Source organism: Brasilonema angustatum, from assembly GCF_059505445.1.
Genome location: NZ_JCACKO010000135.1, coordinates 154,904 through 168,643 on the forward strand (window position 1 = coordinate 154,904; position 13,740 = coordinate 168,643).

The window sequence follows — 13,740 nt, forward strand, 5'->3', positions numbered from 1 at the left end:
GATACGCGTTTGCGGAGCGCCCCCTTTGGGGCTAGCGTCAAGCCTCCGGTTTATCGCGCTTAACCCCTATTTGATAGAAATACTTGCCTCTAGAGGTTTCATAGCTTCTAGGGGCTTTTTTTAGTAAAAGGTCTAACAAATGCCTCTGCAATAATTTCTGACATGAGCTGTGCAAAGGGTATACCAGCAAGGTGCAAAATAGTGCCCACGGAGCTTTGAGACTTTTCAAATAAGGGAGAGAAAGGCTGAGAAGAGATACTGCAATTTGCATTCACCTCAAGTACAAAAAGTTCTTGAGATGTTTTATCCATTCGTATATCCACTCTTCCATATCCATTACCACCTACCGCACAGTAAGCACGCTTACCTAATTCCGAAACTTGGTCAGATAAGGAAGAAGTAACTAGGTGACCAGACATATGGTCTTCCACTTCAGTGCGAAATTTACGAGACTTAAATTTATTGAATTCAGGTAATTTGGATTGAAAGATAAATTCCAGAGAGGGATAAGTTTTGAGATAATCAGGTTGTTGAGCAGACCCTATGACCAGTACAGTAAATTCGCGTCCATTGATAAAGCGTTCGATAAAAATATTGCCTAACGTAAATTGAGCGGCTTGTTGTTCTTGTAGTAAGTATTGTATTTGTTGATATATTTCTTCATCACTGTGGACAATTGACCGCTCAGACAAGCCTATCCCACCATAGTAATCAGATGGCTTAACAAACAAGGGAGGATTAAGACGTTTGCAAATTCCCTGAATATGATTGAGTTCCGAAATAACTTCATATGGAGCAGTCAATACACCTGACTGAAGGAAAGCATATTTCATTAAAATTTTGGATGAAGTGAGAGTATAAAAGTTAGAATCTGCGCCCGTAAAAATAATACCTTTGGCTTCTAGTAGTTTGATAACTGAAACACCAGGGTAGCCATCTAGTTCATCACACCCATCACAGTAGTTCAGTACCACTGGAACAAATTCATCCCTCAAACAAGCTATCTCTTCTACAATTGAGTACATATTTGACAACGTGATCGGTTGCCACTTCGACGCTATACTCATATCTTTAAAAACATCTGCTAGTTCATGACGAATCGTAGGATTGTCGTAGTGTTCGCTTATTAATCCTTTCTCTGTCATCCGGTAGGGAATAAATATCCATACAAATAATTTGCTACTAGGTACAGGAAATTTCTGGAACATTAGTGTTTTCGCTTTAGATCACGCAATTAATATAATATTTTCAACTTCAGACTAGTTCTTATTAGTCAAAACGATTCATTTTTTGCCGATGAAGAGCGGGAAGGTACAGGTTGGCTAGTCGCTTCATCCAAGGAGATTGAAAGCGATAAGCAATGTAAAGTGGCACTATCTCACAGCCGCGATCTCGCTTTGCTTGATGAGTACCTGAACCGTAGTCGATCTCTCGAACACCTAACTCTAAAGCCAGCTCAATCAGCTTGTAGTATACCAAATTGAAGTAGACGTAGCTTTGACGGTTAGCCGGTGTATCATCAAAGCCGACATGCTTTAGATATAATACATCACCATAAACAAAGACGGTGGCGAAACCCACTAGGTTTCCGTCTAACCACGCGGTCAGGTGGATAGCCCGATCCCCAAGGGATGTGAGAATACGCTGGTAGCGGTTGGCTAGTTCGGTATACGTTGGTTGGAGGTTATGTCGCTGTTGTAAAGCAATAGCTAGACTGATAGCTTGTTCTTCAATATCAGACCAACAGTCATGGTAGCGGATGTGCCCACCTGCTTCTTGGAAACACTTGATTTCACGCTTAATGTGCCAACGGTGCTTGGAACGAAAGCACGCAGCAAGGTACTCGTCGAAGGATGACCATTTAATCTGCAAACGAGCTGTCGCATCAATTCTAATGAGGTGATAGTCCTTACGTTTGAGAGCTGATAGAAGTCGGTGTTGAGTCGCCTCAATCCAGAGGAATGCAGTACAACCCAGACCTTGGGTATGACTGTATTGTTCGATACCATTCAGAATAGTGTCTAGGACGCCTTCTGGATCTGGTTCATTCGGTCGGATCAAAGTTTCGCTAACGTAGGCGAATGGTGAGGTGAATACTAAATTAGGGAACACAAAGGAATCAAGAAGGGGACGTAAAGTTGCAATAGCTGTTTTAGCTATCAAAAAAGCTGTGTGTGGCTGCTGTGGAAACAAAAAACTAGTTACCTCTGCAAGCTGAGTAGGTTCCAACACTGCCTCGCGAACGTTATGGTAGACGAATTCAGTTGGCTTGGACACCTTGAACGCAGGAATTACCCCTACTGGTATTCCAGATCTGTATGCGGTAAACAGTAGAACTTGTTCCCCGATGTCGGGTGCTACTGCTTGCAACCAGTCGCGTGTGTAGTAAAGTGAAGCATTGGCAGTCAATTCCTGCCAATCAGTCATGCTTAATGAGTCCAGAGACGACAGAACGCTTACCTCCATTGAACTCTCTCCTATGTAAAAGGAACCTTTCTGCTCAGAGTTTCTCCAGCTTTTGTTTTATATAATCGCTTAGCTTATATGTTTGCAAAATAGTTGGGTGTAAATATAATGCTCCCTGAATGCGTCCCAGGCATTTCTGAGTTTTGCAGTTACAATCAAACGTTTGAGCCATACACCATTCAGTAGATGGGTAAAAGAAGGTCATTTCTTCACCCACCTCAATCCTCCTCAGACAGATGACAACAAGATTTGTGGTGTTAAAAAACACATTTGGATTGCAACTGTGATTTATGTATTGCAAAAACTCTGGAGCGAGCATAATATGTTCCTGCTCATTCAATTGCACTGTCAAATAATTTGGCTCATTCAATATTTCTTTAGGTACGAAAGTGGAAATCACCTCATCAGGTATAAAAGTAACACTTGCATGGAGGGATTTATTACCTGTTGTAGGATACTCCCATACCTCGGCAAAAGATGAAATTTTGGTGACTTTATGTTGAGGTTCAGTTAGCTTTTTCTGGTGTAAAAACACTATATCTGTCATGAAATATTATCAAGTAAATTTGACTTATTTAACTTCTGTTCGTGCAAAGTTACAGAATTCAAAGGTACTCCACGAATAATTTTTCGGCACTTAGGCGAGTGACATTGGCACTGAAATTCCAACATATTCTCGTTATACATTGTGGAGTAATCAAAAGTCAGTTCCTCACCAACGGCAATATCCCGGATCGCATAAATATTAAGTCCTTGAAAAGCGGTGTTGGGGTCGCAAGAGTGGTTAATCGGTGCCCATTCAGTTGGGTTGCTGTCCCACAACATGAAAATCTCTTCACTCAGAGGATAAGCGTAACGCTGAAAAACTTCTTGCTCCGTTGCACTCCAGTGAGATTGGACGTAAGAACGTGTCACAATCTTTAGTGCTTTCTCCTCTTTTTGTATTACAATTTCGCCAGTTTTCAAATCCTTTGCTGCATAGATGCCATAGCCACAAATCGGGCTTCCCCACATTTTATATTTCTTCTGTTGGCGTTGATATCGAGCAATTCCTTCAGTAATAATGTGTTGAAGAAATGCACCGTGACCTCCATCATCAAACTTGAGAATATAGTCAACAGCATCTTCTGAACCTTCCGGGGAAAAAACCGAGCAGGGAAAGTTAATTTCTAAAAAAAATATCTCTCCTTTTTCGTTCACTCGGCAGTCAAGACGAGCATAACCAACCGTTGTCTCAAATCCTAAGAAAAGCTCTTTAGCAACATCTCTCAAACGTAAATCAAGCTGGTTGTCAGAACAGGGAATGTAGCGCCCTGAGTGATGTTGCCGTATTTTGAGGTCATAAGTTTTAAAACTCTCTTTTTCGGAAAACACAAACTCAATCGGTCTATAGACTATAGGCGATCGCGCATCATCCGGGTTAGCTACCACAAGCACAGTGAACTCTCGCCCATCCACGTATTCCTCAATCATAACTCGATCAAAATTAGCGATGATGTCAGCCGCTTTACTCAAAAGCTCTTGTTTTGTCGTCACATAAAATTGCTTGTCAGTTAAGAGACTGTCCCCTGTTGCAGTCGGTCGGACAAACAGGGGAAATTTTAAATCATCACAAGCCTTGTCCACATCAGCCAAACTTTCGGCAATCACAAATGCTGGTGTGCCGACGCCTTGGCAATAGGCAACATATTTCATTAACTCCTTGGGAAGGTCGTACAGGGTTGATGTAGGACCTGTATACGGTAGGTTCAGTTCTTCCAAGGCTGTAGTCACATCATGAATAGAACTCACATCCCAGTCTCGGTAGCCCTCGCATAAGTTGACAAAGATATCGTAACGTTGTTTTTTTAATTCTTTTAACTGACGGTAAATAATGGTCTTTTGAAGAAATATATGATCTAGCTGGTTTTCTGGTAGTAGATGAGAAAGGTCACGAGGCTGATCTATGTTTTTGTAATCTAATGTCGATTGAGAATAGTCAGGTTGCAGAACGCACACTTTCATATCGTTTCCCTAGAGTATCACTTTAGTAAAAAAAGTTGACAAAAGATTGCATATGTGAAGTTGACCGTTTACCACACTCAAAAACCCAGTCATTATTCAAGTTACTACAAAAAGGGGGTGAAGGGGCTGCCATCAGCAGCCCCTTCACCCCCTCATACTAATTATCATTATTATTGACAGGATAATTTATTTTCTGGAAGTCCCCTATTTAGGCGTACTCAGCTTGGGTAAAGTCCAACTCAGGGTACTATCTTTTACTCCCGCAACGCATACCCCACACCACGCACAGTATGAATCAAGCGTTTTTCATTATTTTCTTCCAGTTTGAGACGCAAATAACGAATGTAAACTTCGATAATATTAGAATCACCCATAAAGTCATAACCCCAAACTTTCTCTAGAATTTGGTCTCTAGTAAACACCTGACGGGGATGGCTAAGGAGATACTCCAATAAATCAAACTCTTTTGCCGTTAGCTCAATCGCTCTTTTGCTGCGAAACACTTCACGAGTGCGGCGATTTAAGCTCAAATCTTCAAACTGCAATAAATCCTCATCTGTTTCTTGAGTGCGGCGTAGATGAGCACGGATTCTTGCCAGTAGTTCCTCAATGCTAAATGGTTTGACCACATAATCATCAGCTCCTGCGTCCAAACCTGCCACGCGATCGCTCACTTCATCTTTTGCTGTCAACAAAATCACTGGCATTTTGTTTCCGGTTGTACGCAAGCGACGGCAAACTTCCAAGCCAGATAACCCAGGTAGCATCCAGTCGAGAAGCACCAACTCTGGTGATTCCTCTCGCGCCAGCGTTAAACCCATGATTCCATCATGCGCCACACTGACTTTGTAACCTTCGCTACTTAGTTCTAATTCAACAAATCGCGCCAGTTTGACTTCATCTTCAACCAGGAGGATATGCGCTGTCATATTTTTGCTCCTAATGCAGGTAATCTCACAATAAAGGTGCTGCCATAACCAGGTTCTGACCGAATTTCAACCTTGCCCCCCATGCGCTCCACAAGGCGTTTTACTATAGATAAACCCAAACCTGTTCCTCCAGTTGAACGGGTACGGGATGGATCTACTCGATAAAAGGGTTCAAAAATGCGGGATTGATCTGCTAAAGGAATTCCACAGCCGTTGTCACTGACTTGAATCACTGCCCAATTATCAACCTGAATCAGTTCTAAAGTCACTGACTCACCTACATCTGAGTATTGAAAAGCATTGTCAATCAAATGGTTTAACGCCTGCATTAGCTGGTTGCGTTCCGCTTTGACTTTCATGGGAAACGGAACGACTTCAAGCTGGATTGCTCGATGGTCAAATTTTTCTCTCATCTGTGCTATTTCTGCAATCAAATCATTTAGGCTCAGTGTTTCAGCTTGCAAGGGCATAGCACTGCTACCTGCGCGTGCCAAATCTACTAAGTCTTGCAAAATGTGACTCATCCGTTCTGCGTCAGAAACAGCCATCTCTAGAGCTTCTTTCTGGGAATCTGCCAAGTTTTGACTACGTTGCAGAGTTCTCTGTAAATATGCATAGACCATGCTAAGGGGTGTGCGTAACTCATGAGCCAAGTCGTTGGTAAACTGTTGCTGTTGTTCTCTAACCTCTGAAAACCTTGTTAACAATTCATTCCACGTCTGAGCTAGCGCTTTTACTTCGCTTGGTGTCCGATTTAATCGTGGATGGTACGGACTCAGTTGGGCAGGGTAGTCAGCCGCCCACTGATTCATCTGTTGTAACGGTAAGAGCGATCGCCTGATAAACACAATAGTGAAAACTATAGTGGTGGCAAGCAACACAAGGCTCATACTTTCCAGATTTTGAATAATTGCCAACAGCTTGGGGTCATCATAAGACATACCATATTGTTGATAAGTCATAATGATAAACTGTTTTATTTCCCAACTTATCCATCTAGTAAAACTACTGATTCCTACTGTAAAGATAACGATGATTCCAATACTCAGGCGAAATTGTAGCGAAGAGGGGTCAATTCTTGCTCGAAGAACTTTCGCTAATTTTCTCCTAAACTGGTCTAGAAAAATCATTATAATGACTCATGCTCCTGCATTTTATTAATTTAGGTAATCACATTTATGGTGATGCGTTAAAACAAGAAACAATAGATTATTTAATATATAATTTCACTTTAAGATAGAAGTTCCCGATAAAAATGAGTTTTTCCTGAATAGAGTTAAAGTTTTTGGTTAGAAATTGGTCATAATCTTGATATTTTATCTACAAAGCTCTTATGACTTTCTCAGCTAATTCTAATTTTCGGTTATGCATTTATAACATTTTATATTTTCATGTAAATTTTGTGATAATTTCTGTAGATAAACAGAAGACAGAACTAATAAAATCTTCGTACCAAAGCATCCCAAACCAAAACTCTGAAAACTTCACATCCTACCAGTTTATCTCTAAACTTATTTTGCGCTTACCACTAACCAATGAGTAAAGCCAATGAAGATGAAATTTTGTTGCAAAACCAGCCGTGGCAAAGGGAACTACGGGCGATGGCGCTTTTGTCCTCATTGAACTATCGAACTGGAGAATTGTATAGTTATTTACACAATATTGCCTGTGGTGTCAGCGAACTGATTGAGGTAGATTGGTCGGTAGTAACCCTATGCCAGGAAGGGTTTGAAACAGTTCTGGCAAGTAGTATTGACATGGGCGAGGGCGAACATATTTATTCACTACATGGTTCACTCACTGGCGCTGTTATAAAAATTGGTCACTCGTTAGCAGTGGAAGATGCTGAAAAATATCCGGAGTATGGAGAGGCTCCAGAAGGTTATTGCTCATATTTAGGGATACCGTTACGGACAGCCCAAGGTGAAGTAATTGGTACTGTCTGCTCTTTTCATCAGCAGCCAAGGAAGTTTACAAAACAAGAAATCCAAATTGTAGAACTGTTTGCAGAACGTGCGGCTACAGCACTCGACCATTACCATCTCTACCAGCAGCAGTGCCAATTTAATCAAGTTCTGGAAGCTGAGGTAGAAAAACGCACCCAAGAACTACAGGCGGCGCAAACCAAGCTTGTAGAACAGAAACGGCTGGCAGCCATTGGTGAATTTGCTGCTATGATTGTGCATGAAATTCGCAATCCCCTGACCACAATGATCATGGGGTTGAAGTATTTCAAGAAAACTACTCTGGTTGAACCAGCTCAAGAGCGATTATCGTTAGCACTTGACGAGAGTAGTCGTCTGGAACGTCTGCTAAGTGAAATTTTGCTTTACGCCAAACCCCAGGTTTTGCAGTTGTGTGAATTGGATGTGAATGAATTTATTCGTGAGTTGCTAGTGCCAATCTGCGAAATGCCAGAAGCACTTTCACGGCAAATCGAATTTATTCCGGCGTCACCAACAATCAAAATTCTGGGTGACAAGGATAAGCTAAAACAAGTGTTTATCAATATTGTCCGCAATGCCTGCGAAGCAGTCTCAGATGGAGATGTCGTCACATGGAAAGTAGACACTTCGCCCGAAGATAAAGTCTGTATCAATGTCTGCAATGGCGGCGAGCCAATTCCCCCAGAAGTCCTCTCAAAGTTAACGCAACCGTTTTTTTCCACGAAACCTGGTGGTACTGGGCTGGGGCTTGCCATTACCAAACGCATCGTCAATGCTCATGGTGGGGAATTATTTATTCAGTCTGACGCAGTGACAGGTACTACAATGAGTGTTCAACTACCTGTGGCTATTCTTCACAGCCTTTGAGATTCGACACTACTACAACAGCAAGCTGTAAGAGTCATGAAAAAACAGCGCCCTGCCTACTTAGAACAAATATTTCAAGCTTGTTTGGGAAAAAACTCGCGCCCAGTGTCAAATCAAGCAACAGGAAAGTTATATTGAGTTGTGCTCAGACAGCACGGCGCACGCTAGTCTACCTCACAAAATCACTAGGCGCAAAGCAAGGCTGAGTCAAGATTCGCGGGGAAAAGCCTTATATACAAATAGCTCAGTTGCTCAAATTACGCCAGACTGAGAGTACAAGTGCATAACTTAACTGTACTCAAACCCTATTAAGAATTTAAATATAGAGATTTATCAATGCGTAAGTCTTCATACTATGATCACGATAGCCGTAAACAGGAACTGTACGTACCCTGTGAAGTCCATGAAATGGATGCTAACAATCGCTCTGATTTTGAGCAGCCTCACCTATTATCCAGCAAAGGTAACAGCCCAAACTCAACAACCAACAACGACCAAGCAGCCTGCACAACCAACCAAAGGTGGGACTTCACCTCAACAAGGTACCTCTCGACCAGTTTTTGTTTTCCCAAAAACACCCGAACGGTTAAGTCCTGTATCTGGGCGTAGAGCAGGAATGGGTAGCCGGGATAATTGTCCTGCGGTTTCAACTGCACTGACTGCTTTAGTACCGTTGCGAAATGAACAAAAGGCTAGCAAACAGACAGACAAATCAACTTCGGGCATTGTGGGGGGACTAACTACCTTTGAACGACCAACGTTTTGGTTTTACGTTCCTTACACTCAGAATTTAACAGCTAGTGCTGAATTTATCTTACAAGATAGTGCGGGAAATGATGTTTATAAAAATGCGATCGCACTACCTCCAAAGCCTGGTATCATAGGTGTTTCTCTTCCATCCAATACATCCTTGCAAGTAGGTAAAACATATCGCTGGTATTTAAAAGTCCGTTGCAATCAACAACAAACAGCCAGTGTTCCTATTTATGTAGAAGGAGACATTCAAAGAGTGAATTTGGATTCTCGTGTGATCCAGCAACTGGAAGCAGCAGTTGATCCGCGACAAAAGGTTGCAATCTATGCGGCTAATGGAATTTGGTTTGATTCTCTGACTATGTTGGCACAACTGCGCCAGAAGAATCCTAATGATGCATCTGTTGCTGAAGATTGGCAAAGTTTATTGAGATCTGTCAACTTGGATAATGTTGCTACAGCTCCTCTGGTGAAATAACAGTAAATAGTTATCAGTTAAATAAGGTTTAAATGATAACTGTTTCTCTACAACCAATTACCAACTAACACATAAGGTGCCCAGTTAAGAGGACGAGTGTATTGCGAATCAGACAGCAGCTTTAATTGAGCTTCGCGTAAAGCTTCTGCTGTAGTTTTGCCAGTTGTTAACTGACGGTAGAATTCACTAATAAACAAAGCAGTAGAGTCATCCCCAATCTGCCATAAGGACGCTAAAGTACTCCGCGCCCCAGCTCGAATAGCAACTCCTGCTAATCCCAATGCAGCACGGTTATCTCCTGCTGCTGTTTCGCAAGCACTCAGAACCAGTAATTCAATTGGCTGTGTTCGTTTTTGCTCTCTACTTTTGAGCAAGCTATCTAATTGACTTACATTGATACGTCCATCGGCTGCTAAGATGAAAGTGTCTTGTGCTTTAGAGCTAAATTGCCCGTGAGTTGCCAGGTGAACAACTCTAAAAGGTTGGGCGTTAATCGTTTTTCCTAAAATCGTACTTTTGAAATTTTCATCTAATAGTGTCGTTGTCGATATGCCCGATTGCTGAATCAATTTCAATTCAACTTTGACGTTAGGAAGCGGTGCAAACTTTTCATTCTTGGGTGGTTCCGAGAGTCCTCCAGCAAGAGCGTTTAATCTTTCTTGCCCTAGAGGTTTGGGGGTAAACAGTTGCAATCCTGGGCTAATGGCGATCGCGTACTTCTGGACTAAATACTTTTTGCCATCATACAATGCAGACATTGGGATATTTCGTAGTGACCCATCTGGGATAAAGACTAGAGTATTCACTCTACTATTTTTGAGTTCAGCTTCAACTGGTTTAATTAGCCAATCATAAAGCTGCTGGGAAACAACTTGAAATTTCTTACTTGCATCAGGTTCGACTATTGTCTCTCGCATTTGTGTAATGACTTGCTCTACTTGCTGATGGTTCACCACAGAAGTTTTATGTATCAAAGGTTGGTTGGGAAGTTTGAGGATAACTTCTAACTGGTTATCTAGGATAATGGGGTAAAAAATGGCAGTATTAGGATTATCACGGTCTACTACTTTGTCCAGCACCACAAATTGGTTACTCAAGCAAGCTTCTCGGAAAAAATTATCTAGTTCTGCTAGTTGCAAGGCTTCAATTCGCTTGCGGACTTTATCTAAATCAGGCTTTCCTTGTCCTTTCTGTTGTAAAAGCAGTTCTACTGACTGGCGATAAATAGGTTCTACGCTATCACGAAAATTAAACTGTACGTCTCGGTTGACTGCAACCAAATCGGTGCGGAGAGATTGAAGGGATGCGACTGCGCTATCATAAGCAGCGATCGCTCCCTCAATATTTCCCTGTGCTTTGAGTAAGCGTCCCAACTGCCACTCCCAACGGTAAGCTATATCTGAAGCATCGATTTTTTGAGCGATAAACAATGCTTGCTGCGTCAATTTCTGTGCTTCTTGCCATTGATTGTTTTGCTCGTAGACTTCTGCTAAACTGCCAAGTGCATAGGATTGAGTACGTTCATCACCTATAGTTTTGGCTTGTTGAACGCTACCGGCTAGAATCTCGGCGATGTTTTTTTTGTCACTAATTTTGCTTATGGTGCGAGCAAAATTGATACGTGCATAAATACCAGCTTGATTTGTCGGCAGAGTTGCGAGTTGAGATTGGATTGTAGAAATTAGTTGAGACGTTGCATCTGAAAGTTTTACATCTGTTGTATTCTTATTCTCGACAAGCAAGCTGAGTTGATTAATTTGAGCTTGAACTTTGGTGAGTGGGTTGGATGCAACTAAAGCCGCATTTTCATAATGAGTTATAGCGTCTTTTATATTACCATTAGCTCTAGCAGTATTACCAAGAGAAAATTCTGTCAGACTAATTTCTTGGGGTAGTTGCAGACGTTGAGCAATTTCTAAGCTTTGTTGTAAATTTTTCTGGGATTGTTCTAAGTCACCCAATTGTTGCTGGGTATTTCCAAGGGAGCGTAAAGCAGTGACTTTTTCAGGTGAGTCAGGTTGGGTTTGTAACTGTTGAGAGACTGTATTCAATATGTCTAAGCTACGGCGGTAAAAACCAGAAACTAGTAAAGCTTGTGCAGAGTTGATACGGCTGCGCGTCACTCTAGTATTGTATTGTTTACCTAAGCGCTTCCAGATTTGCTCTGCTTGCTGTGATATTTTTAGAGATACATCTGCTTGTCCCTGTGACAGCTGGAGTCCACTTTGAATCTCTAGAGTTTGTGCTAAAACTTCCAGCAATTCTGACTTGGGATTGTTGACATTTAACTTTTGATTTATATTGTCCCAGCCAAGTAGATTTAAGCTGGCGTTAATAGCTTTTGACGCTTCTTTCCATGAGCCAAGTTGCTCAAACGCTAGAGAGAGGTTCGTTGATGCTGCGGCTTGTGCAAGGCGATCGCCTTGTTGTTGATAGATGCGGACAGCTTGTTGTAAAACAGTTACAGCTTCAGCAAAGCGTCCAGATTGATAAAGCGCTTCTCCTTGAGAGACAAGTTGCTGTGGTGTAGTGGTTGGGGGTTTGGTAGTTTGGGTGTGAAAATTGTCTACTGAATTTGTCTGGGGTTGTTTGGCGAATGTGCTGGGGATAATAGTTAGGGAAAAAGCAAGGGCAAATAGGACTACATTCGTTAGCGCAAATCTAAGGAGTCGTTTTGTCAACCGAAGTTTTTGCATATTTCACACCTTACTGGGATACAGGAAAAGTTACAGCGTTTTTGTTGTTTTTAGCATGATATCCGTGTCATTATGCTTCTATGATCATTTCATTTAAAGACAAAGGTACCGAAGATGTTTTTGATGGCAACGATACAAAAGCAGCTCGAAAAACATGTCCTATAAATCTCTGGTCTGTGGCACGAAGAAAACTAGACCAACTTAATGCCGCAGTGTCTTTGGATGATTTGAGCGTGCCACCAGGCAATAGGTTAAAAGCATTATCAAGATGAGCGGGAAGGTCAACATAGTATTCGGATAAATGACCAATATCGAATCTGCTTTGAGTGGACACCAATCGGTACGTTAGAAGTTGAAATTGTAGATTACCATGATTGAGGTAGCAACGGATGAGAGTTCCTAAAAATCGTCCTCCCACACACCCTGGAGAAATTTTACTTAAGGATTTCCTAGAACCAATGGGAGTATCGCAACGTGAACTTGCTGATGCAATTTATGTCCCTTATCAACGCATTAATGAGATAGTAAATGGGAAGCGTGGTATCACTCCAAGTACTGCGTTACGCCTAGAGAAGTTTTTCGGGAATAGTTCGGAGTTTTGGTTAAACCTTCAACAGATTTGGGATCTGTACCATGTGCTCGAACAAGAGAGGGAAGAACTGGAAACAATAGTAATGTTCAACTCATGAAAAGGAGAAATAAAAATGACTCAAGCCTTACACAAACTAGTAACATTTGAAGAATTTGCAAAATGGAAACCGGAAGATGCATACTATGAATTGCATGATGGAGTCATCGTTAAAATGCCGCAGCCATTAGGAGGACATGAGGAAGTTATCGGTTTTTTGGTCAGAAAACTGAGTGTAGAATTTGACCGCTTAAATCTCCCGTACTTCATACCCAAAACAGCATTAGTTAAACCACCAGATCAGGAATCAGCTTACTCACCAGATGTCCTAGTAGTAAACCAAAGTAATTTATCATCAGAACCCCTATGGAAAAAAGAATCGACTCTAATTTATGGTGCTTCAGTTCCGCTGGTTGTGGAAGTTGTTAGTACTAACTGGCGTGACGATTACTTTAAAAAACGTGGAGAATATGAAGGAATCGGGATTCCTGAATATTGGATTGTAGACTATTTGGCATTGGGCGGTAAGCAGTTTATTGGTAACCCCAAACAACCAACAATTTCTATTTACCACTTAATAGACGATGAATACCAAGTTACTCAATTTAGGGGAGATGACCGCATCCAGTCGCCAACATTTCCTGAGTTTAACTTGACTGCACAACAGATTTTTAACTAATTCACCTTTCGGTCAAGCGAACTGATAAGTACTAATGCAAAATTAAATATACATTCTACACTATTGGGAAAACTCAAACTCAAATTATTACCATCCCCATTCAACCCAACTGTTCCTGCACTCCGTAACCCACCTAACTCAACTCGCCCACCAAAAGCATTCAACCCTCCACCATCCATTTTGATATCGCCGCCTACTAGCAGCAAACTGTTTCCATCTGGGACACGTAGACCAAATGCATCCGCGCCACCAGGAGTAGATCCTGCTGGTGCAGTTGAGTTATTTTGAATAGGG

Annotated in this window: 13 protein-coding genes; 5 read left to right on the plus strand and 8 right to left on the minus strand. The window is 41.7% G+C overall.

The features are described from left to right. Positions 1-107: 107 nt before the first annotated feature. The 6 genes from AC5JM2_RS24805 to AC5JM2_RS24830 all read right to left on the minus strand — a co-directional run bounded on the left by AC5JM2_RS24805 (position 108) and on the right by AC5JM2_RS24830 (position 6,529). Entirely contained in the window at positions 108-1,208 is a 1,101-nt protein-coding gene (locus AC5JM2_RS24805) for a D-alanine--D-alanine ligase family protein (protein WP_495837473.1), read from the minus strand. Between the two features lie 61 nt (positions 1,209-1,269). Continuing rightward, positions 1,270-2,427: a GNAT family N-acetyltransferase gene (locus AC5JM2_RS24810; protein ID WP_495837474.1), complete on the minus strand. Its 1,158-nt coding sequence runs from the start codon at positions 2,425-2,427 to the stop codon at positions 1,270-1,272. A 73-nt stretch (positions 2,428-2,500) separates the two neighbouring features. Beyond that, a complete protein-coding gene (locus AC5JM2_RS24815) occupies positions 2,501-3,013 on the minus strand; it encodes an SET domain-containing protein-lysine N-methyltransferase (RefSeq protein ID WP_495837475.1) in 513 nt (170 codons plus the stop codon). Next, complete coding sequence (locus tag AC5JM2_RS24820; RefSeq protein ID WP_495837476.1) at positions 3,010-4,470, minus strand: SET domain-containing protein-lysine N-methyltransferase; 1,461 nt, start codon at positions 4,468-4,470, stop codon at positions 3,010-3,012. The genes AC5JM2_RS24815 and AC5JM2_RS24820 overlap by 4 nt, the downstream gene beginning before the upstream one ends. Before the next feature lie 254 nt (positions 4,471-4,724). Beyond that, positions 4,725-5,399, minus strand: coding sequence for a response regulator transcription factor (locus tag AC5JM2_RS24825; RefSeq protein ID WP_495837477.1), 675 nt, complete (start codon positions 5,397-5,399; stop codon positions 4,725-4,727). Continuing rightward, positions 5,396-6,529: a sensor histidine kinase gene (locus AC5JM2_RS24830; RefSeq protein WP_495837478.1), complete on the minus strand. Its 1,134-nt coding sequence runs from the start codon at positions 6,527-6,529 to the stop codon at positions 5,396-5,398. The genes AC5JM2_RS24825 and AC5JM2_RS24830 overlap by 4 nt, the downstream gene beginning before the upstream one ends. Positions 6,530-6,934: 405 nt before the next feature. On the opposite strand from AC5JM2_RS24830, the gene AC5JM2_RS24835 reads away from it, so the two are divergent. Continuing rightward, positions 6,935-8,212 carry an ATP-binding protein gene (locus tag AC5JM2_RS24835; protein WP_495837479.1) on the plus strand — a complete coding sequence of 426 codons (1,278 nt, stop codon included), beginning with the start codon at positions 6,935-6,937 and terminating at the stop codon, positions 8,210-8,212. Between the two features lie 412 nt (positions 8,213-8,624). Further along, positions 8,625-9,443 (plus strand): DUF928 domain-containing protein, encoded by an 819-nt coding sequence (locus tag AC5JM2_RS24840; RefSeq protein WP_495837480.1) that lies wholly within the window; start codon positions 8,625-8,627, stop codon positions 9,441-9,443. Between the two features lie 47 nt (positions 9,444-9,490). Here the strand turns inward: AC5JM2_RS24840 and AC5JM2_RS24845 are convergent, their stop codons facing one another. After that, the gene (locus tag AC5JM2_RS24845) at positions 9,491-12,139 is read right to left on the minus strand and encodes a CHAT domain-containing protein (protein WP_495837481.1); all 2,649 of its coding nucleotides are present in this window, start codon (positions 12,137-12,139) and stop codon (positions 9,491-9,493) included. An 80-nt stretch (positions 12,140-12,219) separates the two neighbouring features. Here AC5JM2_RS24845 and AC5JM2_RS24850 point away from each other — a divergent pair, with 80 nt between their 5' ends. The 3 genes from AC5JM2_RS24850 to AC5JM2_RS24860 all read left to right on the plus strand — a co-directional run bounded on the left by AC5JM2_RS24850 (position 12,220) and on the right by AC5JM2_RS24860 (position 13,446). Next, a complete protein-coding gene (locus AC5JM2_RS24850) occupies positions 12,220-12,411 on the plus strand; it encodes a type II toxin-antitoxin system RelE/ParE family toxin (protein WP_495837482.1) in 192 nt (63 codons plus the stop codon). A 117-nt stretch (positions 12,412-12,528) separates the two neighbouring features. After that, complete coding sequence (locus AC5JM2_RS24855; protein WP_495837483.1) at positions 12,529-12,828, plus strand: HigA family addiction module antitoxin; 300 nt, start codon at positions 12,529-12,531, stop codon at positions 12,826-12,828. Between the two features lie 15 nt (positions 12,829-12,843). Next, entirely contained in the window at positions 12,844-13,446 is a 603-nt protein-coding gene (locus tag AC5JM2_RS24860; protein WP_495837484.1) for a Uma2 family endonuclease, read from the plus strand. Here AC5JM2_RS24860 and AC5JM2_RS24865 read toward each other — a convergent pair. Further along, the coding region (locus AC5JM2_RS24865) for a hypothetical protein (protein ID WP_495837485.1) at positions 13,443-13,740 on the minus strand (298 nt) is incomplete at its 5' end. The genes AC5JM2_RS24860 and AC5JM2_RS24865 overlap by 4 nt on opposite strands.